The 26823-nt window shown below is 27.9% G+C and carries 24 protein-coding genes and 1 other annotated feature; of the genes, 20 read left to right on the top strand and 4 right to left on the bottom strand.

Translation table 11 applies throughout. The features are described from left to right. Nucleotides 1–8 precede the first annotated feature (8 nt). Nucleotides 9–1490 carry a threonine synthase gene (gene thrC, locus K0040_RS01565; RefSeq protein ID WP_228107221.1) on the bottom strand — a complete coding sequence of 494 codons (1482 nt, stop codon included), beginning with the start codon at nucleotides 1488–1490 and terminating at the stop codon, nucleotides 9–11. A gap of 58 nt (nucleotides 1491–1548) precedes the next feature. Then, nucleotides 1549–1774, bottom strand: a binding site (T-box leader). 550 nt (nucleotides 1775–2324) lie between these two features. On the opposite strand from thrC, the gene K0040_RS01560 reads away from it, so the two are divergent. Further along, on the top strand, nucleotides 2325–2525 hold the full coding sequence (locus K0040_RS01560) for a DUF1450 domain-containing protein (RefSeq protein ID WP_228107220.1): 201 nt from the start codon (nucleotides 2325–2327) through the stop codon (nucleotides 2523–2525). An 82-nt stretch (nucleotides 2526–2607) separates the two neighbouring features. Here K0040_RS01560 and typA read toward each other — a convergent pair whose 3' ends face one another. Together typA and K0040_RS01550 are read right to left on the bottom strand one after the other, a co-directional pair. Beyond that, complete coding sequence (typA, locus tag K0040_RS01555; RefSeq protein WP_148556694.1) at nucleotides 2608–4440, bottom strand: translational GTPase TypA; 1833 nt, start codon at nucleotides 4438–4440, stop codon at nucleotides 2608–2610. A 180-nt stretch (nucleotides 4441–4620) separates the two neighbouring features. Then, a complete protein-coding gene (locus K0040_RS01550) occupies nucleotides 4621–5142 on the bottom strand; it encodes a 2'-5' RNA ligase family protein (protein ID WP_228107219.1) in 522 nt (173 codons plus the stop codon). A 270-nt stretch (nucleotides 5143–5412) separates the two neighbouring features. Here K0040_RS01550 and K0040_RS01545 point away from each other — a divergent pair, with 270 nt between their 5' ends. The 12 genes from K0040_RS01545 to K0040_RS01490 all read left to right on the top strand — a co-directional run bounded on the left by K0040_RS01545 (nucleotide 5413) and on the right by K0040_RS01490 (nucleotide 17695). Next, entirely contained in the window at nucleotides 5413–6771 is a 1359-nt protein-coding gene (locus tag K0040_RS01545) for a M20/M25/M40 family metallo-hydrolase (protein ID WP_228107218.1), read from the top strand. Between the two features lie 138 nt (nucleotides 6772–6909). Then, nucleotides 6910–7590 (top strand): response regulator transcription factor, encoded by a 681-nt coding sequence (locus K0040_RS01540; protein ID WP_228107217.1) that lies wholly within the window; start codon nucleotides 6910–6912, stop codon nucleotides 7588–7590. After that, on the top strand, nucleotides 7562–8815 hold the full coding sequence (locus K0040_RS01535; RefSeq protein WP_228107216.1) for a sensor histidine kinase: 1254 nt from the start codon (nucleotides 7562–7564) through the stop codon (nucleotides 8813–8815). Before K0040_RS01540 ends, K0040_RS01535 begins: the two co-directional genes overlap by 29 nt. A gap of 60 nt (nucleotides 8816–8875) precedes the next feature. Next, on the top strand, nucleotides 8876–9112 hold the full coding sequence (locus K0040_RS01530) for a hypothetical protein (RefSeq protein ID WP_228107215.1): 237 nt from the start codon (nucleotides 8876–8878) through the stop codon (nucleotides 9110–9112). Between the two features lie 144 nt (nucleotides 9113–9256). Then, entirely contained in the window at nucleotides 9257–9790 is a 534-nt protein-coding gene (locus tag K0040_RS01525; protein WP_228107214.1) for a TIGR04002 family protein, read from the top strand. 23 nt (nucleotides 9791–9813) lie between these two features. Next, nucleotides 9814–10410: a TIGR04100 family radical SAM protein gene (locus K0040_RS01520; RefSeq protein WP_228107213.1), complete on the top strand. Its 597-nt coding sequence runs from the start codon at nucleotides 9814–9816 to the stop codon at nucleotides 10408–10410. Between the two features lie 277 nt (nucleotides 10411–10687). After that, nucleotides 10688–12064, top strand: coding sequence for an NCS2 family permease (locus tag K0040_RS01515; RefSeq protein ID WP_228107212.1), 1377 nt, complete (start codon nucleotides 10688–10690; stop codon nucleotides 12062–12064). A gap of 224 nt (nucleotides 12065–12288) precedes the next feature. Then, on the top strand, nucleotides 12289–13719 hold the full coding sequence (locus tag K0040_RS01510) for an MATE family efflux transporter (RefSeq protein WP_228107211.1): 1431 nt from the start codon (nucleotides 12289–12291) through the stop codon (nucleotides 13717–13719). A gap of 253 nt (nucleotides 13720–13972) precedes the next feature. Further along, on the top strand, nucleotides 13973–15211 hold the full coding sequence (locus K0040_RS01505; RefSeq protein WP_228107210.1) for a peptidase U32 family protein: 1239 nt from the start codon (nucleotides 13973–13975) through the stop codon (nucleotides 15209–15211). Nucleotides 15212–15238: 27 nt separating this feature from the next. Next, the gene (locus K0040_RS01500; RefSeq protein WP_228107209.1) at nucleotides 15239–16105 is read left to right on the top strand and encodes a methionyl aminopeptidase; all 867 of its coding nucleotides are present in this window, start codon (nucleotides 15239–15241) and stop codon (nucleotides 16103–16105) included. 200 nt (nucleotides 16106–16305) lie between these two features. Beyond that, nucleotides 16306–17250 (top strand): L-lactate dehydrogenase, encoded by a 945-nt coding sequence (locus K0040_RS01495; RefSeq protein ID WP_228107208.1) that lies wholly within the window; start codon nucleotides 16306–16308, stop codon nucleotides 17248–17250. A 133-nt stretch (nucleotides 17251–17383) separates the two neighbouring features. Continuing rightward, nucleotides 17384–17695 (top strand): hypothetical protein, encoded by a 312-nt coding sequence (locus tag K0040_RS01490; protein WP_228107207.1) that lies wholly within the window; start codon nucleotides 17384–17386, stop codon nucleotides 17693–17695. Between the two features lie 203 nt (nucleotides 17696–17898). Here K0040_RS01490 and nhaA read toward each other — a convergent pair whose 3' ends face one another. Then, nucleotides 17899–19056 (bottom strand): Na+/H+ antiporter NhaA, encoded by a 1158-nt coding sequence (gene nhaA / locus K0040_RS01485; protein WP_228107206.1) that lies wholly within the window; start codon nucleotides 19054–19056, stop codon nucleotides 17899–17901. A gap of 219 nt (nucleotides 19057–19275) precedes the next feature. On the opposite strand from nhaA, the gene K0040_RS01480 reads away from it, so the two are divergent. The 7 genes from K0040_RS01480 to K0040_RS01450 all read left to right on the top strand — a co-directional run bounded on the left by K0040_RS01480 (nucleotide 19276) and on the right by K0040_RS01450 (nucleotide 26807). Further along, nucleotides 19276–19776: a QueT transporter family protein gene (locus K0040_RS01480; protein ID WP_228107205.1), complete on the top strand. Its 501-nt coding sequence runs from the start codon at nucleotides 19276–19278 to the stop codon at nucleotides 19774–19776. 23 nt (nucleotides 19777–19799) lie between these two features. Next, nucleotides 19800–20525 carry a cell division protein gene (locus K0040_RS01475; protein WP_228107204.1) on the top strand — a complete coding sequence of 242 codons (726 nt, stop codon included), beginning with the start codon at nucleotides 19800–19802 and terminating at the stop codon, nucleotides 20523–20525. A gap of 218 nt (nucleotides 20526–20743) precedes the next feature. Continuing rightward, entirely contained in the window at nucleotides 20744–22369 is a 1626-nt protein-coding gene (locus K0040_RS01470; RefSeq protein ID WP_206923581.1) for an ABC-F family ATP-binding cassette domain-containing protein, read from the top strand. 383 nt (nucleotides 22370–22752) lie between these two features. Further along, nucleotides 22753–23928 carry a CD0519/CD1768 family membrane protein gene (locus K0040_RS01465; RefSeq protein ID WP_228107203.1) on the top strand — a complete coding sequence of 392 codons (1176 nt, stop codon included), beginning with the start codon at nucleotides 22753–22755 and terminating at the stop codon, nucleotides 23926–23928. A 548-nt stretch (nucleotides 23929–24476) separates the two neighbouring features. After that, the gene (locus K0040_RS01460) at nucleotides 24477–25463 is read left to right on the top strand and encodes an ornithine cyclodeaminase family protein (protein WP_228107202.1); all 987 of its coding nucleotides are present in this window, start codon (nucleotides 24477–24479) and stop codon (nucleotides 25461–25463) included. Nucleotides 25464–25498: 35 nt separating this feature from the next. Next, complete coding sequence (locus K0040_RS01455) at nucleotides 25499–25711, top strand: tautomerase family protein (RefSeq protein WP_074916460.1); 213 nt, start codon at nucleotides 25499–25501, stop codon at nucleotides 25709–25711. Nucleotides 25712–26006: 295 nt separating this feature from the next. Next, the gene (locus K0040_RS01450) at nucleotides 26007–26807 is read left to right on the top strand and encodes a TrmB family transcriptional regulator (protein WP_228107201.1); all 801 of its coding nucleotides are present in this window, start codon (nucleotides 26007–26009) and stop codon (nucleotides 26805–26807) included. The last annotated feature ends 16 nt before the right edge of the window (nucleotides 26808–26823 follow it).

The raw sequence follows: 26823 nt of genomic DNA, 5'->3' as shown, positions 1-26823 counted from the left end.
ATTATCACCTACACCTTTAAAATATTTTCAATTTCTTTTTTTAATTCAGATATATCACAGTTTCTATTGTGTAAAATTTTAGCAGTTTTTAAATTTTTTATTGGCAATGGAATATTTGTATTAGTTTCTAAACTAAGATTTTCTAAAATAAGAAACTCGTCTAGATTTTCAACATTTTTATCTAAAGAAGTTAATACATCTTTGCTAAACTTATAAGGACTTGCAGTAGAAACTATGATAGTAGCTACATTTTCAAAATTATTTTTTTTGTATTTTTCGTAGGCAGTATAAGCTACACATGTATGTGTATCTATTAAATAATTATTTTCTTTGAAAACTTTACAAATATTATCTTTTACCTCAGACTGAGTAGCATACTCTCCGTAAAACGTATTTAAGTTTAATTTCATATTATCGTCTATCTCATAAAATCCTTTGTTTTTTAAGTCACTCATTAGAGAATTAACTTTATTATAATCTCGGTTAGTAACTTCAAATAATAATCTTTCTAAATTGCTAGATATTAATATATCCATGGATGGAGACGTTGTTAAATGAAAAACTCTATTTTTATCGTATTTACCAGTATTAAAAAAGTCATAAAGTACATTATTTTCATTAGAAGCACAAATTAATTTATTGACTGGTAATCCCATAAGTTTGGCGTAATATGCTGCTAGAATATTACCAAAATTACCTGTAGGTACTACGAAGTTTATTTTATCACCTAGGTTAATGTGATTATTTTTACATAAATTTAAGTAAGAATAAAAATAATAAACAACCTGAGGTAATAATCGACCAATATTTATAGAGTTGGCAGAAGATAGTATATAATCATTTTTCAATAACAATTTATTAAATTCATCATTGCTAAATATATTTTTTACTTCAGATTGGGCATCATCAAAATTTCCGTTTACTGAAACAACATAAGTATTATTACCTTCTTGAGTTCTCATTTGAAGTTTTTGAATATTACTTACGCCATCTTCTGGGAAAAAAACAATTATTTTAATTTGATCCAAGTTTTTAAACCCCTCTAAAGCTGCCTTACCTGTATCACCTGATGTTGCAGTTAAAATAACTATTTTTTCTTTAATATTATTTTTTTTAAGAGACATTTGTAGAAGATGTGGCATTAATGTTAAGGCCATATCTTTAAAGGCACATGTTGGGCCGTGATACAATTCTAGAAAGTAATTATTATTAATTTTTTTAGTAGGTGCAATTAATTTTGTGTCAAATTTATCATTATAAGCCTTATCAATACATGACTTTAATTCTTCCTCTGTAAAATCATCTAAAAACAGTTTTAAAATTTCGAAGCATAGTTCCTTATAGGTAAGCTTAATAAATTTATTAAGTTTATCTTTTAAGTTAGGAAACTCTGTTGGTACATATAATCCACCATCACAGCAAAGTCCGTTTACTATAGCTTTTGATCCCTTTATTTTTTCTCTACATCCTCTTGTACTTACAAAGTGCATATTTGTACCTCCTCATAAAATTATGTTTTTTTGTAATAAAAAAACCCTCGTCCCTAAAAAAAGGGACGAGAGTATACTCCCGCGGTTCCACCCAAATTGATTAAAAAATCCACTTGTTACATATAACGTATGTAAACCGTCTATTCTTACTAAAATCAAAAGATAACTTCAGAATGAAGCTCCTAGGTAGTTTTCAATATTTCTAATTAAGGAAATCTTACAGCCGATGAATTTCCCTCTCTGGTAATCGATTAAAATTTACTCTTCCTAATCATAGCTTATTTATATTAAATTATTATAAATTTTAACTAATGTATTTAGGTATGTCAAGAAAAAATTATAAAAAATATGGGAAATAATACTATTTGTACTAGAATGTTACAAAGTCTTAACTGTTTATAAAGCAGAAATATGGTATTATATTATTATCTTTAAAAGAAATCAATTAGTATTTTAATATAAAAACAATTAGAATTCCTATTAAATTCATAAATTATTCATATTGGGGTATTATAATATTAACAAAAGGAGGAATTAATATGGCAATTGTACTTATAACAGCAGTATTAGTAGTTATAATGCTTGGATTATCATTTTTATCATACTTATCAGAGTCAAGTTTAATAGAAGAATAACTCTGAGCATAAAAGAATAAAATAGTTTTATCTATTTAAATATATGTAAAAGGATTGATTTCTAATCAATCTTTTTTTAGTTTTATATATTAAAATGTGTGTTACTTATTTAAATAACAAATAGTTAAATTAAAAAGTTTTGAAATTAAATACAAGGGTATTAATGTTATACAATATATATAAAATAAGGAGAATAAAAATGAGTAAGTTAGTAAGAGTATGCCCTTTTTGTTCAAATATTGATGTTGATAAATTAAAAAAAATAATAGGTGAAGAGAATGTAAAAGTAGGTTGTGTAAGTGCTTGTAGAAAAGAAAAATCACACTTTTTTGGTAAAATTAATGGAGTTTATGTTATGGCAAAAACTGAAGAAGATTTTTTTTATCAATGTAAAGAGTAGTATTAATTAGACCCTTATTAAAAAAGTTTTTTTGATAGTTAAAATAAAAAAACAGAGATTAAATATAATCTCTGTTTTTTTATTATTGTCCTGAAGATCTTCTTCTTTTATTGTATTGAAGTCTTTCATGCTCATTTAAATATTTCTTTCTAAGTCTTATAGAATCTGGAGTTACTTCAACTAATTCATCATCATCTATAAACTCTAATGCTTCTTCAAGAGTAAATGTTCTTGCAGCATTTAACTTTATGGCATCATCTGAACCAGAAGCACGAACGTTAGTTAACTTTTTATTTTTAGTTGGGTTAACTATCATATCATCTTTTCTAGAGTTCATACCTATTATCATACCTTCGTATACATCTACACCTGGATCTACGAACATAGTAGCTCTTTCACTTAAAGCAGCTAATCCGTAAGCCATAGTAGAACCGTTAGTTTGAGATATTAATACACCATTAGCTCTTGATGGTATTTCACCTTTGTAATCCTCGTATCTAGCAAATGAACGAACCATATTACCTTCACCACGAGTATCATTTATAAATTCAGATCTATATCCTAAAAGTCCACGAGTAGGACAAGAGAATTCTATTTTAACGAAATCTCCTTCTATAGACATAGCTTCCATCATACCTTTTCTTAAGTTCATTTTGTTTATAACAGTACCAGAGTAAACTTCTGGACAGTTTATTATAACTTTTTCAATTGGTTCTTGTAATTTTCCGTTTTCATCTCTGTGCATTAAAACTTCTGGTTTAGAAACACCTATTTCATAACCTTCACGTCTCATGTTTTCAAGTAGTATAGATAAGTGAAGTTCACCTCTACCAGATACTCTATATCCGTCAGTTGTATCCATAGGTTCAACTTTTAAACCAACGTTAACTTCTAATTCTTTGTCTAATCTGTCTTTTAAGTGTCTTGTAGTAACAAATTTACCGCTCTTACCAGCAAATGGAGAATCATTAACTAAGAAGTTCATAGAAAGAGTAGGTTCTTCTATATGTATCATTTCCATTGGTAAGTGATGTCCAACTTCACAAATTGTTTCACCTATAGATATATCAGGTATTCCTGCTATTACTACGATGTCTCCTGAATGGGCTTCATCAACGTCAATTTGCTTTAGTCCTTCATAAACAGAAAGTTTAGAGATTTTTCCTCTAGTTACAACTTCTCCTGCTTTACATACTGAAACTTGCTCTCCGCTTTTTACAGTTCCTTTGTAAACTCTACCGATTCCAAGTCTTCCTACAAAGTTATCATATGCAAGTGCAGATATTTGTAATTGAAGGTGTTTATCATCATAATTTGGGTAAGCTGAAGCATGTTCAACTATAGTTTCAAATAAAGGAGATAAATCTGTAGAATCATCATCCATTTCTCTCTTAGCTATACCTTGTTTAGCTATACCATATATGATAGGGAATTCACATTGTTCATCAGTTGCATTTAAGTCTACGAATAAATCGAATACTTCATCAACAACTTCTTCAGCTCTTTGATCTGACTTATCTATCTTGTTTATAAATAGTATTGGTCTTAAACCTAATTCTAAAGATTTTTGTAACACGAATCTAGTTTGAGGCATTGGTCCTTCAGATGCATCAACTAGTAATACAACAGTATCAACAGTTTTAATAACACGCTCAACTTCAGAAGAGAAGTCACTATGACCTGGTGTATCTACAATATTTATTTTATAATCTTTATAGTTTATAGAACAGTTTTTAGAATATATTGTTATACCTCTCTCTGCTTCAAGGTCATTACTATCCATTACACAGTCTTTAACTACTTCGTTGGCTCTAAATACACCACTTTGAGATAAGAAAGCATCAACTAAAGTTGATTTTCCAGCATCAACGTGGGCAATAACAGCTATATTGATAATTTTATGTTTTGTTGTCATTTATTTAATTTTCCTTTCTAAAAAATAACTTTTATAGTATATCATACCGCAGTAAAAAAGTAAAATAAATTAAAGTCAAATTCTTACATCATTATTATTATTATTAACTTAATTCAAAAAAGAAAATCATAAATAAAAATTATATTTTATGAGAACATGTATAACAGATAAATTATTATATTAAAAAAGGTATTCTTTATGTAGTTTCCAAGTATCATCTTCCCACTTATATATGCAAATATTATCAAATTCACAATGGAATTTAAAAGGAAATTGATTAACATAGTTCCATAAATCTTTATATATCTTTTGGATTTTTTTAGAACTTACAGTTACATGAAAAATTTTATTTTTTCCGTCTTTTTCAGTGAAGTTAATATAATTAATTTTGCTTAGTTCATCAATTAATTTATCATGTAACTTTTTAGCCTCATCACTCATATTTACTTTCATAAAAATTACTCTGTCATCAAAATGGTCATACCCATTTAAAGTGTAATTAGTTTTCTTGTTATTTTTTACAAAAGTTTCTAAAACTTCTTCAACCAATTTAATGTCATCTTCTTCAAAAGGAGATTTAATAGTAAAATGTGCTGGTAATTTTGAAGATTTTGCTTTAAATATTTCATATACTTCTTTTCTTAATTTATTATTAAAATTTCCGGCATCTCCCCTTACAACGCTAACAATTACGTATCTCAATTTTATACCTCCACAACTTTTTATTATTATAATATAAGATTTTGCAAAGATTATACAGATATTTAAATATTAGAAGCAAAATTAAAATAAATTTTTATCTAGGGCCATGGGCAAAAACTAGAGTCATTGGTGAAATATTTAAGAAAATTTAAAATATTTGAATAATTAATATTTGCTAATTATTTTTGAATGCATAATTAAAATAAATAGATGGAAAAATAAAACAATGATTTTCAAATTAAAAAATAATACTAAATTGGAGGGTTTTATATGGAAATAAATATTGAGAAAGCTGCGATTAATTTGAGTAAGCTAATCAAAATTGAATCATTGTCAAATGAAGATTTTTCTAAAATTGATTTTCAGCCTTTTTTTCAAATTAAAAAATACTTGGAAGAATTTTACCCTAAAATACATGAAAAAGCACATATAGAAATAATACATGAAGGTGCATTTTTATATAAAATTAAAGGGGAAAAATCTGACAAACTACCAATACTATTCATGGCTCATATGGATGTAGTTCCTGCAGCTAAGGATACATTAAATAAATGGAAACATGAACCTTTCGCTGGAATAATAGAAAATGACATAGTTTGGGGTCGCGGCGCTAAAGATATGAAAAGTCAGCTAATTGCTATGTTTGAAGGAACGGAATATATGCTAAATGAAAATAAGCGACTTGATTTTGATATATACCTTTCACTGGGATATGATGAAGAAGTAGGGGGAAGAAATGGTGCAAAATATGTTGCAGACTACCTAAAAGAAAAAAACATAAAATTTGCTATGATAATTGATGAAGGTGGAATGATATCAGATGGTATATTGGGCCTAAAAGAAGAGATTGCTTTAGTAGGCACTTGTGAAAAAGGATATGCAGATATAAAAATTTCTTATAATGCACAAGGAGGACATTCCTCCATGCCACCAAAGAATACTGCACTTGGGAAAGTATGTGAAGCAGCTTATAAATTAGAACAAAACCAAATGCCACTTAAAATTACAGAACCTTTAAGTGAAATGTTAACTAGACTTAGTAAATATACAAATGGTATTAGAAAAGTTGCCTTAAAAAATAATAAAGCATTTTCGCCCGCATTAAAAAGCATTTTATCTAAATCGCCTGAATCAAATGCATTAGCAAGAACTACAACGGCTCTTACAATGGCCAAGGGAGCTGAAGCTACTAATATTTTACCAAATAGTGCTTATATAATAGTCAATTTTAGGTTATTGCCAGGTGATAGTTTAGACGAATTATTAGTTCATATTAAAAATGTTATTGGAGAAGAATTTCAATTGGAAGCACTAATTACTAAAAATCCTTCTAAGTTGTCTAAAATTGATGATAAGTTTGATCTAGTAAGTAAAAGTATTAAGTTAGCATACGGAAATGTTTCGGAAGTTGTTCCATTTATTATGGTAGGTGGAACAGATTCTAAACACTTCAATGATTTAAGTGATCATATATATAAATTTGGTCCTTTTAGATGTAATAGTGAAGACAGAAAGGTTATTCATGGAGTAAATGAATTTATGACTTTTGAAGATTTAAAAATTGGAATAGAGTTTTTCTATAATCTTATTAATCAATACAATGAATACCTAGTAGGAAATAATATTTAATAAAATATATTGATTGTATAAAAATTTCACCATAAATTCACATCTGTATTATAATATATAAGTAAAAATATTTATATTTTTTTAATAAAAAATAAAATAATAGGTATTTAAGGTATATAAAATTATAGGAGTGATTAAATGAATACATCTATTTTGGTTATGGAAGATGATGTGAATATACAAGAATTAATAGTGGAGTTTTTAAAAGTAGAGGGATATGATGTTGATTATGCCAGTGATGGTATAGAAGGAATACAATTATTTAAAAAAAAAGAATATGATTTAGTATTGTTAGATATAATGATGCCAAATTTAGATGGTTATTCTGTATGTAAAATGATTAGAAAAAGTTCTAATGTACCAATAATATTTCTAACTGCAATGAATGAAGAAAGTAATCAACTGAAGGGGTTTGAATTAGAATGTGATGATTACATAACAAAGCCCTTTTCATTCAATGTTTTAATTCAGAGGGTAAAAGCAGTTTTAAGACGTGGTAAAAGTAATCTAAGTAATGATTTTTTAACCTTCGAAAAAATAAAGTTAGATTTAAATACTTACTCAGTACAATTAGATGATAATAATATAGAGTTAACTTTAAAAGAATTTAATATTTTGAAAACATTAATTGAAAAATATCCTCAAGTAATAACAAGAGAAAGTTTATTGGATAGTATTTGGGGATATGATTATTATGGTGATACAAGAATAGTAGATGCTCATATAAAAAATCTTAGAAAAAAAATAAGCCTACCATATATTAAAACTGTAAAAGGAATAGGATATACTCTTGAAAAAGATATTGAAGCTTTGGAATAGCTTAAATATAAAATATAAGTTATTTACTATTACATCAGGGCTTCTTCTATTCTTAGCATTTATAGTTTATTTAACTTTATATTTTTTTATGCCAGCATATTATCACCAATATAAAATTGAACTATTAAAAAATAGTGTAAATTCCATTGTGGAAGATTCTAAGTTTTATGACTTAGAAGAGTTACAACAGAGGCTTTATTTTTTAGGTAAAAAACAAAATGTTGCAATGATATTAACAGATGATAAAGGATTTATTATTTTTGGTAAGAATGAACAACATATTACTAATAAGTATAATGGAGACATTCCTATGTCTAATCAGATAAAGGAATATACAATAAGGGCAACTATAAAAATAAAAGAAAATTCTGATTTGTATCATCTAGAAATTGCAATGCCTCTTCAACCAATAGATGAGGCAAATACAGTACTTAGAAATATCTTGCCATTTATAATATTTTCAGCTTTTTTCATAGCTCTACTTGGAGCGTATATTTACTCTAAGACAATAACAAAACCATTAATAGAAATTATTAATAAAGAAAGAGAAGAAGAGCAAAAAAGAAAAGAGTTTATTGCAACTATTTCTCATGAATTGAAAACGCCAATAACAATAATAAGTGGTCAATTAGAGGGAATGATATATAATGTAGGCAAATATAAAGATCGTGATACCTACTTACAAAAATCATATGAATCTACTCAAGAACTAAAAGTGTTAGTAGATGAAATGATGGAAATATCAAAAAATGAACTGCAAGAAAAAGATTTAAAAATAGAAGTTATTAACTTAAGTGAGATGTTAGGACAATTAGTAAATAGGCAAAGTTATTTAATTGAAAATAAAAATTTAAATCTTATATATAAAGTGGAGGATAAATTAGTTATAAAAGCAGACAAAGAAAAAATCATAAAAGTCTTAAATAATTTAATAAATAATGCGATTAAGTATTCTCCCGAAAACGAAAAAATAATTGTGAAAGCATTTAAATCAAAAGCAAGTAAAACAGTAGTTCTAGAAATAGAAAATACAGGAGTTAGCATTGAACAGAAGTATCTAAGTGAAGTCTTTAATCCTTTCTATAGAGTGGAAAAGTCTAGGAATAGAAAAACAGGTGGTAGTGGGTTAGGTCTTTATATAGTAAGCAAAATACTAAAAAGTCATAACCTTTATTACAAAATGGAAAGTAAGAAAAATTCTGTTTTATTTACTATTTATTTTTAGATAAATAATTTTCATAAATTAAGGAAAAATATATCTAAGAAATAAATAGGAGGCATGAATATGAATTTAAGAAATGACATGGGAAATATGAAAGATGATTTAAAGAAAGGTTTAGATAAAGTAGGAAATGGCATGAAAAATACTGTTAGTAATATAGGCCATGCAGCTGGAAAACTTACTAATGCAGTAAAACATACTACTATGGACCTTAAAGACGATATGGTTGGTATGATGTCTGATGTTACTGATAAAGCTGACGACATAAAAGACAAAATAGAAGATGAAATGAAAAAATAATAAAAAGGAACCTTTTAAGGTTCCTTTTTATTATTCATAAATAATTGTACTAATACAATGTTTGAATAATATACACAGTTATAATAAATATGCAAAAGTGTATTATAATTATCTTGATAGAGTATTGAATTTGGAGGAGAGATAATGGAAAATACAAAACAGCAAAAAACAAATGTATCATCTAAAACTAGAACATTGGTGTCTGCAGCCTTATTTGCAGGTATTATATGTATTACAATAGCTTATTTTCTTCATATACCAGTAGGGGGGAATGGTGGTTTTGTTCATGTAGGTGATGCTTTTATATACTTGGCAGCGGTACTTCTTCCTACACCTTATGCAGCTTGTGCAGCAGCAATAGGAGCTGGTATGGCAGATATACTTACAGGATCTGCAAACTGGGCTTTAGCAACAATAATAATAAAACCAATACTTGTTTTATTTTTTACAAATAGAAGTAAAAAAATTATTAATACAAGAAATATATTTGCAGCAATTATAGCAGGAATAGTGGGAACAGCTTTATATATGATAGCAGAAGGAATAATGTATGGAAGTTTTGTTAGTGCTTTTGTGTTATCATTAGTAGGTTTTGTTCAACCTTTAGGAAGTTTTATAGTATTTGTAGTTATAGGTTTAGTATTTGATAAATTAAAAATAAAAGAAATGATAAAATAAGCATACAAATGGGGGAATTGAAAATGACAATTTTATATGATTACAAGGAAAGTCTTTATGTTAATATAACAAATAAGTGTCCATGTTCTTGTGTTTTTTGTATAAGAAAAGAAACGGACCATGTGGGAAATAGTGATAGTTTATGGTTAGACCATGAACCTACAGTAGAAGAAGTAAAGAATGAATTTAAAAAATTTAATTTAGAAAATTATGATGAAATAGTATTTTGTGGATATGGCGAACCATTAGTAAGAATAAATGAAGTTATAGAAATTGCAAAATATATCAGAAGTTTTTCTGATTTAAAAATAAGGGTCAATACTAATGGTTTATCTGACTTGATTCACAATAAAAAAACAGCCATCCTATTAAAAGACAATATAGATTCTGTGTCTATTAGTTTAAATGCACCTAATAAAATAAGATACAATGAAGTTACAAGGCCTAAATTTGGAGAAAGATCCTTTGATGCATTATTGAATTTTGCTGAGGATTGCAAAGAGTATATTGAAGAAGTGAACTTTTCCGTAGTTGATGAAATTAATAATGATGAAATTGAAGAAGCACAAAAACTGGCTGATAAAATGAATATTGTCCTTAGAGTAAGACATAAAAACTAGGTAAAAAATAGCTTATTTAAAAATAAGCTATTTTTTATTGTAAAATATTATTTACATAACATAATTACGAATTATTATTTAGATTTAATAAAATATATTCGTAATTATCTTGACATTATAATATTTGTATTCTAAAATTATACTTATGAAATGGTATTATATGGAAAATATAAATGTGCTCATATAACCACATTTATATAGATACTATTTCATATGAATATCAGAGTGTAAAATTTGGGGATTAATTTATTATTAAATTACGGAGGTGTTTTGATTAATGCAAGTGGCGAAACAAGAATCAAATACTATGACAAAATTATTTCCTATTCTTGAAAATCAGGAAGTAAATATGAAAAAGGAGATAATGGCAGGGGTTACAACATTTTTAACTATGGCATATATTATAGCTGTTAACCCAAGTATATTATCAGAAGCTGGTATGCCTGCAGGAGCATTGGTAACAGGAACATGTTTAGCGGCAGCAATAGGATGTTTTTTAATGGGGGTTATTGCAAACCTACCATTTGCCTTAGCATCTGGCATGGGTCTTAATGCATACTTTGCCTACACAGTAGTTTTAGGTATGGGAGTATCTTGGGAGATTGCTTTAGCTGCAGTTTTCGTGGAAGGTATTATTTTTATATTTTTATCATTGTTTAAAGTGCGTGAAGCAGTAGTAAATGCAATTCCAGTGAATATGAAATTAGCAGTATCTGGAGGTATCGGTTTATTTATAGCAATTATAGGATGTATTAACTGTGGTCTTGTTGTAAATAGTGATGCCACATTAATTTCGATGGGTCATTTTACTCCAGCGGTTTTAATAAGTTGTGTCGGAATTGTAATAATAGCAGTACTGTCAAAGAAAAATGTTAAAGGTTCAATATTAATAGGCATAGTTATTTGTTCATTAGTTGCTTGGGGTTATGCTTTATCTAGCCCAACAGCTGCAGCAGAGCTTGGAATATACTTACCGAGTGGAATATTCAAGTTTGAAAGTTTAGCACCAATAGCAGGCAAATTAGATTTTAGCTATGCTACAAATCCTGCAAATTTAACTAACTTTATTTTAGTTCTTTGTACTTTCTTATTTGTTGACTTTTTTGATACAGTAGGTACTATAGTTGGTGTTGCTTCTAAGGCAAATATGATAGATGAAGATGGAAATGTACCTCATGTAGGTAGAGCCTTGCTTGCAGATGCATTTGCAACTACTATAGGTGCAGGACTTGGAGTTTCCACAGTTACTACTTATGTGGAAAGTTCAACAGGTGTAATTGAAGGTGGTAGAACAGGATATACAGCTATAACAGTAGGAGTATTATTTCTTGTAGCTATGTTTTTCTCACCAATATTTATAGCAATACCATCATGTGCTACTTCACCAGCATTAATATATGTAGGATATTTAATGCTTAGTACAGTGAAAGATATAGATTTTTCTGATATAACTGAAGGTGTTCCAGCATTCATAACAATAGGGACTATGGCATTTACTTATTCAATAGGTGATGGCTTAACGCTTGGAGTTTTATCATATGTAGTGATTAATGTATTACATAACTTAATTTCTCCAAAAGAAGAAAGAAAACAAATTTCGGTAGTGATGGTAGTTCTTGCAGGATTATTTGTTTTAAAACTTATTTACTTATAGTAAAAATAAAAGAGAAGTTAGCTCGTAGCTAATTTCTCTTTGTTTATTAAATATTAAATAATAAAAAGCATAATATAATATGAAGATATTGACAATATATTTTACTATATATACACTTAAATTAATGGGTATTCTTAACTATACAATAGTTATAATACCCATTATTCATTTGATGATAGTTGTCAACGCAACTATTGCAGTTATGAAAGGAGTAGATTAAACATATGTCCAGTGAAAGTGTAATTCAAGAAAATAAAATGGGTACTATGCCTGTAAATAAATTAATTATAACAATGTCCCTTCCAATGATTGTGTCCATGTTAGTTCAAGCATTATATAATGTTGTAGATAGTGTTTTTGTTTCTCAAATTAGTGAAAATGCTTTAGCGTCAGTATCGCTAGCTTTTCCTGTTCAAAATTTTATGATAGCTGTTGGAGTGGGTACAGGAGTAGGTATAAATGCTCTACTATCTAGATCTTTAGGGGAGAAAAATTATGAAGAAGCAAATAATGCAGCAAACAATGGAATATTCTTGGCAGTCTTAAGCTATTTAGCTTTTTTAGTCATAGGTATTTTATTTAGTAAATCTTTTTTTCAGTGGCAAACAGATATAAAAGAAATTGTAGAAGGTGGATATGATTATTTAATTATTTGCACCACTTGTTCTTTTGGCTTGTATGGTCAATTAGTATTTGAAAAACTAATGCAATCTACAGGAAAAACAATATATTCTATGATGACTCAATTAACTGGAGCAATAATAAATATTATATTAGATCCTATATTAATATTCGGATTGCTTGGCTTTCCTAAAATGGGAATAGCTGGTGCGGCTATAGCCACAGTAATAGGGCAAATAAGTGGTATGACCTTAGGAATTTACTTAAATAGTACTAAAAATAAAGAGATTAAAGTTAAAATTAAAGGCTTCAGGCCTAATTTCAAAACAATAAAAGATATTTATTCTGTAGGCATACCTTCAATTGTAATGGCATCTATAGGCTCAGTTATGACTTTTGGTATAAATAAGATTTTACTTGTATTTACCTCCACAGCAACTGCAGTATTTGGAGTATATTTCAAGTTACAAAGTTTCATATTTATGCCTGTAATTGGTATTAATAACGGTATGGTTCCAATTGTATCTTATAATTATGGAGCCAAACATAAAGATAGGTTGATGAAAACTGTAAAAATAAGTATTATTTATGCAATAATAATAATGATTATTGGTTTATGTATATTTCAAATTTTCCCAAAAGAATTATTAAGTTTATTTAGTGCATCACAAGAAATGATAAATATCGGTATTCCAGCTCTTAGAATAATTAGTCTTAGCTTTTTATTTGCAGGGTACTGTATAGTTGTATCCTCCATGTTTCAAGCCCTTGGCAATGGGGTAATGAGCTTAATTGTATCAATAGGTAGGCAGTTAGTTGTATTGCTTCCTGTAGCATACTTACTATCCAAAACAAACAATTTAAATCTTGTATGGTGGGCTTTTCCTATTGCAGAATTAGCATCTGTTTCGTTAAGTATTATAGGGTTTAAATATGTATACAAAAAGGAAATACTGCCATTAACTAAAAAAGAGGAAAGCTTAAATGAGGAAAATAACAGTGTTAAAATTATAGAATGCACAAATGAAAATTAATATTTAAAAGAGCAGTAATATTTTTATATCATTGCTCTTTTTTATTGTTTTAAGGTTATATTACATTAGACTAATATGCTTAAAATATGCTTAAAAATAATTTCTAAGGGTAATTTTAATTTATAAGAAAGATATTGTGGTATAATAAGTATGTAAAAGTTCAAATAGAACATATTTATAATATCTTAATTTAATAATTAAAATATATTAATTGTATATATTACTAGAAATATATAAAAACAAAGGAGACGAAATGAGAGAAGTAGAATTATTAGCCCCCGCTGGTGATTTAGAAAAACTAAAAATAGCTTTTGAATATGGAGCAGATGCTGTTTACATAGGTGGAGAAATTTTTGGTATGAGGTCAGCAGCAAAAAACTTCACTAAAGACAATATGATAGAAGGTGTGAACTTTGCACACGAAAAAGGTAAAAAAGTTTTTGTTACTTGTAACATAATACCAAGAAGTGAAGACTTACAAGTACTTAGAGATTACTTAATAGAATTAGAAGAAATAGGAGTGGATGCTGTAATAGTATCAGACCCTGGTGTATTTAAAATAGTAAAAGAAACTATACCTAACATGGAAGTTCATATTAGTACACAAGCAAGTACAACAAATCATGTTGCTGCTAATTTTTGGTATAACAAAGGAGCTCAAAGAATAGTAACAGCAAGAGAGTTGTCCTTTGAGGAAACGAAAGAGATAAGAGAACATATTCCACAAGATATGGATATAGAGGCTTTTGTTCATGGTGCAATGTGTATGTCTTATTCAGGAAAGTGTACAATAAGCAACTATACAACAGGAAGAGATGCAAACAAAGGATCATGTGCTCAATCTTGTAGATGGAAATATACTTTAATGGAAGAAAATAAGGGTGAATATACTCCTGTCGTAGAAGATATTGATCCAGAGTTCTTCTTTAATACAAAAGATTTATGTATGATAAAATATATCCCACAAATTTTTGAAAGTGGAATAACTTCATTAAAAATAGAAGGAAGAATGAAAACAGCATATTACGTAGCAACAACAGTTAGAGCTTATAGAATGGCAATAGATGAGTATTACAAAGACCCTGAAAACTGGGAATTCAATCCAGTATGGCTAGAAGAACTAAAAAAAGGAAGTCATAGAGATTACTCAACGGGGTTCTTCTTAAATAGACCTGATGAAAATTCTAATAACTATGAATCAGCTTCTTATATAAGAAATTATGACTTTATAGGATTAGTTAAAGATTATGAAGAAGAAACGGGATTATATATAGTTGAGCAGAGAAATAAAATGTATGTGGGAGATAAAATTGAAGTTATAGGGCCTTTCAAAGATACGATGTTTACTACAATAGAAGAAATGTATGATGAAGAAGGTAACCCAATAGAGTCAGCACCTCATGCTAGACAAATAGTGAAAATGAAGGTTGGAATAAAGTTAGAGAAAAATTATATATTAAGAAAGCCTATAGAAAAAACAAGAATATTATAGATATATATTAAGGAAGTGAGAGTATAAATGATTATAGGAAGAAATGACAAATGCTGGTGTGGTAGTGGTGAAAAATATAAAAAGTGCCATATGAATTTTGATGAAAAAATAAAAGAATTTAAGTCAAAAGGTTATGAGGTGCCACATAGAAGTTTAATAAAAACTCCACAGCAAATAGAAAAAATAAAAGAAAGTGCTAAAATAAATAATGAAATTTTAAATTTAGTTGGACAAAAAATTAAAGCAGGAATGACTACTGAAGAAGTTGATCAAATAGTACATGACTATACAGTATCACAAGGAGCTATACCAGCACCTCTTGGATATAGTGGGTTTCCTAAGAGTTGTTGTACTTCAGTGAATGACCAAATATGCCATGGTATACCAGATGGATATATTTTAAAAAATGGTGACATAATAAACGTGGATGTTTCTACAATATTAAATGGATATTATTCAGACGCATCTAGAATGTATATGATAGGTGAAGTAAGCGATAATGCTAAGAAATTAGTAGAAGTAACAAAAGAGTGTATGATAAAAGGTATAGAAGCTGTTAAACCTTGGACTAGACTTGGCAATGTTGCATATATAATAGAACAACATGCAAAAGCAAATGGATATTCTGTAGTTAGAGAATTTGGTGGTCATGGTATAGGATTAGAGTTCCATGAAGATCCATTTGTATTCCATTATGGAACTAGAAATGAAGGAATGCTTATGGTACCTGGAATGATATTTACTATAGAGCCTATGATAAATGAAGGTCATCATGAATTATATATAGATGCAGATAACGGATGGACTTCATACACAGAAGATGGAAAACTTTCTGCACAATGGGAAAATATGATACTTGTAACTGAAGATGGATACGAAATTTTAGCTTATTAATAAAAAAGAACACCTTTAAGGGTGTTCTTTTTTATGTGTTAAATGATTAAATATTATAAGTATAACAAATAATAATTAATTGTTAAGTGAATTAAATAAATATAAAAATTAATAATATATAATAAATATATATTGACGTTGATAAAAATTAATATATATAATATATTTTACAAAATATAACAGACTTCAGGAGGGACAATATGAAAAAGAATAAAGTAGTTATAGTTGGAGCAGGAATGGTTGGTATGAGTTATGCTTATTCAATGGTAAACCAAGGAACATGTGAAGAGTTGGTTTTAATAGATATAGATAAAAATAGAACTGTTGGTGAGGCATTAGATTTAAATCATGGGTTAAGTTATGCACCTAGAAAAATGAAAATATATTCAGGTGATTATAGTGACTGTAGTGATGCAAATATAATTTGTATAACAGCAGGAGCTACTCAAGTACCTGGAGAAACAAGGCTTAATTTATTACATAAAAATACTAAAATAATGAAATCAATAGTGGGAGAAATTAAGAAAACTAGTTTTGATGGAATAATTATAGTTGCTTCAAATCCAGTAGATATTATGACTTATGTTGTTTGGAAAATATTAGGATATGATAAATCAAAAATAATGGGATCAGGAACTACTCTTGATACAGCAAGGCTAAGATTTGGCTTAGGTGAAAGATTGGGAGTTACCCCAAAATCTATACATGCCTATGTAATGGGAGAACATGGAGATTCTCAATTTGTAGCATGGAGCTATGCGTTAATGGGAGTTCAACCAATATATCAAGTAGCCTCAAAGAAGGATGCAAAGGTTAAATTTGAAGATTTAGAACTGATAGAAGATGAAGTTAGAAACATAGCTTATAAAATAATAGAGTGCAAGAATTCAACTTATTATGGAATAGGTATGGCTTTAGCTAGAATTACACAAGCAATATTAGAAAATGAAAACAGTATACTAACAGTATCATCATACTTAGATAATAAATATGGGCATATAGATGTATTTATAGCTGTGCCAAGTGTTGTAAATGAAACCGGAGTTAGAGAAGTGATAGAGCTTCCTTTGGAGAAGAAAGAAAAAGTTAAGCTTGATGATTCAATAGAAATAATGAAAGAAAATATAGAAAAATTAGATATATAACAAATAGGATATGATTAAGTATCTTATTTGTTATAATATAATTAATACATACAAAGTACATGATTAATTCATATGTAATTCATATGGATTTGGTAATATTTTATTGTAGAAAAAATGAAAAGGAGACAACTAAATGAAAAAAGGGAACAAAAAAGCTATTATACCAATAGTATTATATGTGGTTGCTGCTCTTATAGCAGTATATTCTATATTTACAATATATACTTCACATACATATATTTCTAGTCTTGTAGCAGCAGGTAGTATAGTTATAAAAGATCAATTAGCAGACGTTATAAGTTACTATGTAAGTACTTCAATGCCATATGTATTTTATGCAATAGTAGTTTGGGCCATAGGATATATAATTAATAGATTAAATAACTTAAATCCTACTACTATTAATAAAGAAGAGGTTAAATCAGAAGAAGAGAAAATAGACTAAAAATAAAAATAGCTATCACATTAAATTTGTGAATAGCTATTTTTTGCATGTTAGGAAATCATAGTTTGATTTGCGCTGTTGATAGCTCTGTAATTAAGTTTTATCAATTTATTTAGAAAATGTAAAAAATGTGTTTTTGAGCAAGGTCGTTGCCTAAAATTTCATGGCGCCCACGCAGTGGCTTAAGGGAAGCAAATTTTTTATTATATAATATGTAATTCTTTAAATGTTTTTATAAATAAAGATGAAAGTATTATAGAGGTTAAGCTACTAATCAATATGCAAAGTTTAGATATACTTATAAGTTCTGCATTGCCAATATAAGCGACCTCTGAAACAAATATTGACATAGTAAAACCAATACTAGAAATTAGAGATACAATAAATACGGATGTCCAGTTTAACTCCTTAGGTTTTTTTGATAATCCTATTAAATTGGTAATATAGGTAAAAAGCATTATTCCTAGTGGCTTTCCTATTAAAAGGCCTAGATATATACCTAAAAATATAGTTGGATATTTTGATAAATTTAAACTAGAGTCAATACTTACTCCTGTATTAGCAAATGCAAACAATGGTATTATAATAAAATTATTAAAAATACTAAAAAGTCTTCTTGTTAAATGAGATACTGAATGTTTTCGTTTATATGATTTTGCAGGAATTCCTATAGCTAAAAGTATTCCACTTAAAGTTGAATGAATACCACTAAGATGAATAAAATACCATAAAAATAGTCCTATTAGTAGATAGAAAAATATGTTTTCAACTTTAAAAACTTTATTTGCAATGCAAATTATAATTAAACAAAAAAGAGAGAAAATAAAAAAAGATAAATTAATTTTTGATGAATAAACTGTGCCTATTAATATTATGGAAACCAAATCATCTACTACAGCTAAAGATAATAAAAACATTTTTATTGATGGATTTAAATACTTGTTAAACAAAAAATAAATACCCATAGAAAAGGCGATATCAGTTGATATGGGTATGCAAATTCCATTAATATAATTTGTATTTAAATTAAAATATGTGAAAATTATTGCAGGCATTATTACACCACCTATAGATGCAATTACAGGAAAAGATGCTTGTTTATAAGAAGATAAACTTCCATATAAAATTTCATCTTTTATTTCTAACCCTGCTAATAAAAAAAATATGGACATTAAAAAGTCATTAACAAAGCTATGTAAATTAAAGTCATTTATAATGTAAGTATTATAAAATAAGTTATCATATAAGTATTTGTAGGGACTATTGCATATATAAAGAGCAACAATTGTAGAAAAGATAAGTAATATACTTGTTATAGGCTCTATATCAAATTTAAACAATGTTCTATATTTCTTTTTCATATTACCACCTCACATTTAAAACTAATCTTTTGTTACTATATAAATTTAATAGTAAAAAGGAGTAGAAATTAAAATTACTTATATATCTATATGATTAATAAATAAAATAAATATTAAATCTTAGTAATTATCTTACTTGAGATATTTATAGATTTATAATATAATCGTTCATGTTGCATAATAATTAAAAGAAGTATAACTTATGCTTAGGAGGGAAGTATGACAAATAAAAATAAACAAATTGCTATAGTTGGATTAATAGCAGCACTTTATGCTGTAATAACTTTAGCGCTTGGATTTATTAGTTATGGACAAATTCAATTTAGAATTTCAGAAATATTAATGTTTTTACCTCTATTTGGTAAAGAATACATAATAGCTTTAACACTAGGCTGTTTTTTAGCAAATGTAGTAGGACCATTTGGAGTTCCTGATATAATATTTGGTACGCTGGCAACTTTAATAAGTTCTATTTTAGTATATTACACGCCAAAACTTATAAAGAACAATAAATATACATTATTTATTGCATCTCTTTGGCCAACAATAATAAATGCATTAATTATAGGATGGGAATTATACAAATTCTTTGGAGTGCCATTTGTTCTAGGATTTCTTCAAGTTGGATTTGGAGAATTTGTAGTTATAACTATAGTAGGTTTACCAGTTTTCAAAATGGTTAATAATAAATATGGCAATAGAATAAAAAATTTAAAATAATTAATTTTGCAAGGAGGCAACTTATGGAGGAGAAATATTCTAAGTTTATAGGAGTAGGTATTGAGGGGATAAAAACTCTGAATTCATTTGAAAATAAATTAGAAAAAAACTTTAGTTTTGAAGAAATAAATTTAAACCAAGATGTGGATAAAGAATATGTTAGAGCTTTATTAGATGGTATAGAAATTTTATTTATATCTTATAACAGTGAAGAGGCAAAGGTAAAAGATATAGTAAAAGCTATTTCTTTTATGGCAAATGAAAGAAGAGTAATTTGTATAGGTTTGGACAGCTCACTAAAAGAAAATAAAGATGAAATGGGTCTAGATAAAGAAATAAAAATAAATAAATACAATAGTGAAAAAGTGCAAGACTTAATGAACATAGTAGTAGAAGCTGTTGATGAAAATTTATTTTTAGCCATAGATTATACTGATTTAAAAGAAATTTTTGATAAAGATTCTGCTATATCTTATTCTATAGAAGAATTTGAAAAAGATGCAACTGTTGATGAAATAGCTAAACTACTTACAGAAGAAACTTATACTACTGAAGGCCAAGAGGTAAAAAAGAAAGCTTTAGTATTTTATGAAATGTCTCAAAATTTAATAGAAAATGAATTAATATTTATAAATAACGTTAATATGAAAATAAATGAAATATTAGGAAATACTTATGATATTATGTTTTCATATAATGCTACTAAGTATAACAATGACAAAGTTAAAATATGTTTAATAAGTAAATAATATTGAAATTTTAAGTAGTATTAATAAGATTGCAAGCAAATAAATTTGTTTGCAATTTTTATATTTTAATAAAATTATATGGTATTTAAATTAGTGTAGTTGTTTTATAAAAAAATATTATATATTCTAGTCATAGACTTATTGACTAAAGTGATTATTTATTATAAGATTAGAATGTTGTGTTTTATAAATGACTATAAGAGAAAGGATTGATATATATGTTACAAGTTACTAATATTGGACTTAGATTCGGTGATAAAGAATTATATAAAGATGTTAACTTAAAATTTACTAAAGGAAATTGCTACGGGATAATAGGAGCTAATGGTGCAGGAAAAACTACTTTCCTTAAAATATTATCTGGTGATATAGAGCCAAACACAGGATCTATAAGCATAACAGAAAAAGAAAGAATGTCTGTTTTAAGGCAGGATCACTTCAAATACGATGAAGAAACTGTTTTAGACGTTGTTATAATGGGGCATGAAAGATTATATCAAATAATGAAAGAGAAAGATGCTTTATATATGAAAGAAGATTTCTCAGAAGAAGATGGTATAAAAGCTGCAGAACTTGAAGGAGAGTTTGCTGAACTTGATGGATGGGATGCAGAAACAAATGCAGAAAAAATATTAATGGGTCTTGGAATAGATAAAGACTTACACTACAAGCAATTAAAAGAATTAGAAGGTGGAGAAAAAGTTAAGGTTTTACTTGCTAAAGCTTTATTTGGTAAACCAGAAATATTATTACTAGATGAGCCTACTAACCACTTAGACTTCCAATCAATAAACTGGTTAAACAACTTCATAATGGACTTAGAAGATTCTATCGTTATAGTTGTATCACATGATAGACACTTCTTAAACCAAATATGTACAAATATAGTTGACGTTGACTTTGGTAAAATACAAATGTATGTAGGTAACTACGACTTCTGGTATGAATCAAGTCAATTAGCATTACAATTACAAAAAGACCAAAATAAAAAGACTGAAGAAAAAATAGCTCAATTAAAAGAGTTCATTGCAAGATTTAGTTCAAATGCTTCTAAAGCAAAACAAGCTACTTCAAGAAAGAAACAATTAGACAAATTACAAGTTGAAGATATACAACCATCAAGAAGAAGATATCCTTATGTTGGATTTACTCCTGAGCGAGAAATAGGAAACGAAGTTTTAGAAGTTGAAGGATTAACTAAAACTGTAGATGGTGTGAAAGTTCTTGATAATGTATCTTTTAGACTTGATAAAGAAGATAAAGTTGCTTTCATGGGAGATGAAATAGCTATAACAACTTTATTCAATATATTAATGGGAGAAGAAACTGCAGATGCTGGTACATTCAAATGGGGTGTAACTACTTCTCAATCTTATCTTCCAAAGAACCACAATAACTTCTTTGAAGGATGTGAATACTCACTAGTTGACTGGTTAAGACAGTTCTCAGAAGAAAAATCAGAATCATTCATAAGAGGATTCTTAGGTAGAATGTTATTTAGTGGTGAAGAAGCTTTAAAACAAGCTCATGTTTTATCAGGAGGAGAGAAAGTTAGATGCATGCTATCGAAATTAATGCTTTCAAACTCAAATGTATTAGTATTAGACGATCCAACTAACCATTTAGACTTAGAGTCTATAACTTCTGTAAATAAAGGTTTAGAAAAATTCTCTGGAGTTATGCTATTCAGTTCTCATGACCACGAGATGATACAAACTCTTGCTAATAGAATAATAGAAATTACTCCTGGTGGAATAATGGATAGAAAAACTACTTTAGAAGAGTATTTAGAAAATAAAGATATACAAAAACAATTAAAAGAAATGTATGCTGTTGAAAGATAGTTTTTAATAAAAAGAACGAATTATAATATATTAGTTTGTTCTTTTTTTTATAAAAAAAATGTTTTTTTTAGAAAAAATTATATGAATCACATGAAAAATAAATGTCAATATATGCAATATTATGAAAATAAAAATAGCTGTATTATGTACTTAAAGTATTGTATAAACTATATATATTTATAGAAAAACAAAATATATGAGGCTTAAATATAGAGATAATTGAATATTAGATAAAATTTAATTCTTGTAATGTAAATATTTAGAAAAATTAAAATTTATTTTTAATTCAAACATATTTTAATATATTTGCAAATTCAACAAATTTTCGGTATAATTACGTTAAATGTTAAATTTTTATAAATTTTAGAGGGGGAAACATCTAAATGGAAGTTGTATCGAAAAATGAATTAAATCAAAAGAAAAAAAATGTAAGCCTAGAAACCTTCGTATTCTTAGCTATATTAATCGGAGGATTTGGATATGTAGGTAGTATCATGGGTGCAGGAACTATGTTTAAAGTAATTATGGCCACTGCTCATGATTTGCTTTTAAATACTGTATTCCTAATCATGTCTATGGCAGTACTAGCAGGAGCTCTAAGTGCACTTTTATCTGAATTTGGAGTTATATCTTTATTAAATAAGGTGTTTGCAATGTTTATGAAACCTTTATATGGTTTGCCAGGAGCTAGTATAGCAGGAGCTATTACTACTTACTTATCTGACAACCCAGCTATAATTGCTTTCGCAAAAGATAAGTCTTTCACAAAATACTTTAAAAATTATCAAATACCTGCATTATGTAATATGGGTACAGCATTTGGAATGGGTCTTATAGTTACAACGTTTATGATTTCACAAGGAAGTGAATTTGTTCTACCAGCACTTGTAGGTAACTTAGGTGCAATAGTAGGAAGTATTGTAAGTGTTAGAATAATGCTTCACTTTACAAAAAAATACTACAAATATGATGGAACAAAAGATGCTTTACACAAAAGTGAAAAAATAGAAGAAGTACGTCAAGTTAGATCAGGAAATGTATTCCAAAGATCATTAGAAGCAATGCTTGAAGGTGGTAAAAATGGTGTAGAACTTGGTATGGCAATAATTCCAGGAGTGTTAATTGTATGTACGCTAGTTATGATTTTAACATTTGGACCATCAACTGATCCAGAAACAGGAAAAGCTATTTATACAGGAGTTGCTTATGAAGGTATAGGATTACTTCCTATGTTAGGAGATAAACTAAGCTTCATATTAGAACCTTTATTTGGATTTACTTCTCCAGAAGCTATAGCATTCCCTATAACATCTTTAGGTGCAGTTGGAGCAGCAATGAGTTTAGTTCCTAAATTTATAACTGATGGTATAGTAACACCAAATGATATTGCAGTATTTACAGCAATGGGAATGTGTTGGAGTGGATATTTAAGTACACATGTTGGTATGATGGATGCATTAGATGCAAGACCTTTAACAGGGAAAGCGATTCTTTCACATACAATTGGTGGTCTTTGTGCAGGTATGTCAGCACACTTTATATTTATGCTACTTGCTTAGTAATAAATATTAGAATTAGAAATAAAAATTATAAATAAATATAAATTAAAAGCTGACTTCTAAAAAATTAGGAGTCAGTTTTTAATTTATATTTAAAGTACTATATTACTTAGTTTCGTACTTGATTTTCATCATTACTTCCCAAATCTAAAGTATTAAGAAAGTTTAATATACCCACCATTATTCCATAAATAACAAAATGTCCTTTTTTAAATCTTCTTTATGATTTATACAATCCTTAATTAAATAGAATATGAATATACCACACCAGACTACAATGGCTAACGTAGAAATAAAACCATAGATTTATACTCCTAAAAGTAGTTTAGGGAGTTACAAATTAGGAGTAGTAGTAACCTTTAGTAGCTACGTGATATCATGATATCTTTTTTGAATTCATATGTCAATAAAAATAGAGTAAAACAATAAAAATTAAAATAAAATAGGAAATTTCACTAATTGCATTGACAAAATAATAACAGCAAAATACAATAGTTACTAAAGGGAGCTACTAAAAGGAGTTATAAAAATATAAATGGAGGTATGAGATGTTATTATTATCAAGAAAAGACATAAAGAAAGTGTTTACTATGAAAGATGCTATAGAAACAAACAAGGAATGTTTTAAATTATTTTCAGAAGGTAAAAGTGAGGTGCCTTTAAGAACTACTATACAAGCACCAAATCATAATGGAGTGTTTTTATTTATGCCATCTTATGTTGAAGAGTTAGATGCAGCAGGATTAAAAGTAGTTAATATATTCCCTGAAAATGTTAAGGAAAATTTACCTACAGCTCCAGCACAGGTATTATTAATAGATGGAAAAACTGGAATAGTTACAGCTATATTAGATGGAACATATGTTACGCAATTACGTACAGGTGCATCTTCAGGTGCGGCATTTGATTTGTTTGCAATAAAAAATGCTAAAATAGGTGCTTTGATAGGAACTGGTGGTCAGGCAGCTACACAATTAGAGGCCATGATGGTTGCTAGAGAATTAGATGAAGTTAGAATATTTGACTTAGATGAAAAGAGAAGACAGGCATTTGTAAGTGAAATGCAAAAAGAACTTAAATGTTATAATACTAAAATAGTAGAAGCTACATCTTCAGATAATGCCATAGAAAATGCAGATATAATAGTTACAGTAACACCTTCAACTAAACCTGTATTTGATGGAACAAAAGTTAAAAAGGGTGCAATAGTAAGTTGTGTAGGAGCATATCAACATCATATGCAAGAGATGGATCCTGCAATATTGCCAAGAGCTTCAAAAATATACTTCGATTCAGAAGAAGCAGTTTTATCAGAAGCAGGAGATATATTAATACCTTTAGAACAAGGGATAATAACAAAAGACGATTTTACAGGTGATATAGGAGATGTGTTACTTGGTAAAGTTGTTGGACGTGAAAATGATGAGGAAATTATTGTTTATGAAAACGTTGGCATAGGTGTCTTAGATTTGATGACAGCAAGAGCCATATATTTAAAAGCTGTAGAAGCAGAAGTAGGAACTAATTGGGAGTAACAAAAAATTAAATTATAAAAATGGGGGAATGGAATATGCCACATATCAATATTAAAATGTATCCAGGTAGAAGTGAAGAAGTAAAATCAAAATTAGCTAAACATACTAAAGAATTTATGATTAAAGAACTAGAAATGGAAGAAAAGTTTATTTCTGTTTCTGTTGAAGAAATAGAAAAAGAAAATTGGCAATCTGAAGTTATGGATAAAATCAAAGATGAAGAATTATACGAAAGACCAAATTTCTAGGAAGGTCAAAATGAGTAAAAGTTACTGGAATGGTAAAACAAGGTATATGGGTAGCTGGTGGTGTTCCTGTAGAATTTGGAATACCTGAACAAGAAGGTGGAGCAATGCAACCTTGGTAATATTATAATTGTAAGTATGAAGTGCAAAGGTTTTTCCTTTGCACTTTTTAATGAATATAGACTGTTCATATAGTGATATGGTTAAGATTTACAATTAAATATGTTTATGATAAAATACGAACTATCAAAAACATAAAAGTGAAATTTTTATAATATTAATATAGAAGGGATCTACAATGGATAATGAATTAAACTTATTAAATAAAATAGGACTAACAGATGCTGAAGCTAAGGTGTATTTAACTTTATCTCAAAATGGAAGCTTAACAGGCTATGAGGCTAGCAAAATAGCTAACGTTCCTAGATCAAAAATATATAATACACTGCAATCCTTAATAGATAAGGGATTTGCATTATATACTCAATATGAAAGCAATAATAAATACGTAGCAGTTCCTATGAGTGAAGTATCAAATAAAATAAAAATGGAAATGTCAAATAACTTAGGACAATTAGAAGAAAGTTTTAGTATTTTTCCTTTAAGAACAAATATGGATAACATATGGCATATAAAAAACTATGACAATATTTTTGAAAAGTGCAGAAATATAATAAAAAATAGTACTAAGGAGATTCTTATTCAAATATGGTACGAAGATTTAAATAATATTTTAGAGGAAATAGTTGAATTTCAAAAGAAAAGTAATAATATTGCAGTGGTTATATTTGGAGCCCCTAAAGATATGGAAATACCAGAGCTAAAAAATTTATATTTCCATGGAATGGGTGCAGAAAAAAAGAAAGAAATGGGTGGCAGATGGATTACGCTTGTCTCTGACTCTAAAGAAGTTGTTTTTGGACAAATTATTAGTAAATCTATTGCTGAAGTTATTTGGACAGAAAGTAAGCCAATGGTTATGTTGGCTGGAGAATATGTTAGACATGATGTTTATTTCTACAAGAGTGCTACTACATTGCCAAATGAAATGAAACGACAATTTGGTGATGATTTAGAAAAAATAAGAGAAATATTTTAGATAAAAATAGCTTATA

This window comes from Terrisporobacter petrolearius (assembly GCF_020748185.1).
Lineage (GTDB): Bacteria > Bacillota > Clostridia > Peptostreptococcales > Peptostreptococcaceae > Terrisporobacter > Terrisporobacter petrolearius.
This window is presented reverse-complemented; position numbering and strand designations above follow the sequence as displayed.

Excerpts from the sequence above, each read along its gene's own strand:
- K0040_RS01530 (WP_228107215.1), top strand. The coding sequence starts at position 8,876 with ATGAATTTAAGAAATGACATGGGAAATATGAAAGATGATTTAAAGAAA.
- K0040_RS01495 (WP_228107208.1), top strand. The coding sequence starts at position 16,306 with ATGAAAAAGAATAAAGTAGTTATAGTTGGAGCAGGAATGGTTGGTATG.
- K0040_RS01505 (WP_228107210.1), top strand. The coding sequence starts at position 13,973 with ATGAGAGAAGTAGAATTATTAGCCCCCGCTGGTGATTTAGAAAAACTA.
- K0040_RS01525 (WP_228107214.1), top strand. The coding sequence starts at position 9,257 with ATGGAAAATACAAAACAGCAAAAAACAAATGTATCATCTAAAACTAGA.
- K0040_RS01465 (WP_228107203.1), top strand. The coding sequence starts at position 22,753 with ATGGAAGTTGTATCGAAAAATGAATTAAATCAAAAGAAAAAAAATGTA.
- K0040_RS01510 (WP_228107211.1), top strand. The coding sequence starts at position 12,289 with ATGTCCAGTGAAAGTGTAATTCAAGAAAATAAAATGGGTACTATGCCT.
- K0040_RS01475 (WP_228107204.1), top strand. The coding sequence starts at position 19,800 with ATGGAGGAGAAATATTCTAAGTTTATAGGAGTAGGTATTGAGGGGATA.
- K0040_RS01450 (WP_228107201.1), top strand. The coding sequence starts at position 26,007 with ATGGATAATGAATTAAACTTATTAAATAAAATAGGACTAACAGATGCT.
- thrC (WP_228107221.1), bottom strand. The coding sequence starts at position 1,490 with ATGCACTTTGTAAGTACAAGAGGATGTAGAGAAAAAATAAAGGGATCA.
- typA (WP_148556694.1), bottom strand. The coding sequence starts at position 4,440 with ATGACAACAAAACATAAAATTATCAATATAGCTGTTATTGCCCACGTT.
- K0040_RS01520 (WP_228107213.1), top strand. The coding sequence starts at position 9,814 with ATGACAATTTTATATGATTACAAGGAAAGTCTTTATGTTAATATAACA.
- K0040_RS01515 (WP_228107212.1), top strand. The coding sequence starts at position 10,688 with ATGCAAGTGGCGAAACAAGAATCAAATACTATGACAAAATTATTTCCT.
- K0040_RS01540 (WP_228107217.1), top strand. The coding sequence starts at position 6,910 with ATGAATACATCTATTTTGGTTATGGAAGATGATGTGAATATACAAGAA.
- K0040_RS01480 (WP_228107205.1), top strand. The coding sequence starts at position 19,276 with ATGACAAATAAAAATAAACAAATTGCTATAGTTGGATTAATAGCAGCA.
- K0040_RS01490 (WP_228107207.1), top strand. The coding sequence starts at position 17,384 with ATGAAAAAAGGGAACAAAAAAGCTATTATACCAATAGTATTATATGTG.
- K0040_RS01500 (WP_228107209.1), top strand. The coding sequence starts at position 15,239 with ATGATTATAGGAAGAAATGACAAATGCTGGTGTGGTAGTGGTGAAAAA.
- K0040_RS01460 (WP_228107202.1), top strand. The coding sequence starts at position 24,477 with ATGTTATTATTATCAAGAAAAGACATAAAGAAAGTGTTTACTATGAAA.
- K0040_RS01560 (WP_228107220.1), top strand. The coding sequence starts at position 2,325 with ATGAGTAAGTTAGTAAGAGTATGCCCTTTTTGTTCAAATATTGATGTT.
- K0040_RS01470 (WP_206923581.1), top strand. The coding sequence starts at position 20,744 with ATGTTACAAGTTACTAATATTGGACTTAGATTCGGTGATAAAGAATTA.
- nhaA (WP_228107206.1), bottom strand. The coding sequence starts at position 19,056 with ATGAAAAAGAAATATAGAACATTGTTTAAATTTGATATAGAGCCTATA.
- K0040_RS01455 (WP_074916460.1), top strand. The coding sequence starts at position 25,499 with ATGCCACATATCAATATTAAAATGTATCCAGGTAGAAGTGAAGAAGTA.
- K0040_RS01545 (WP_228107218.1), top strand. The coding sequence starts at position 5,413 with ATGGAAATAAATATTGAGAAAGCTGCGATTAATTTGAGTAAGCTAATC.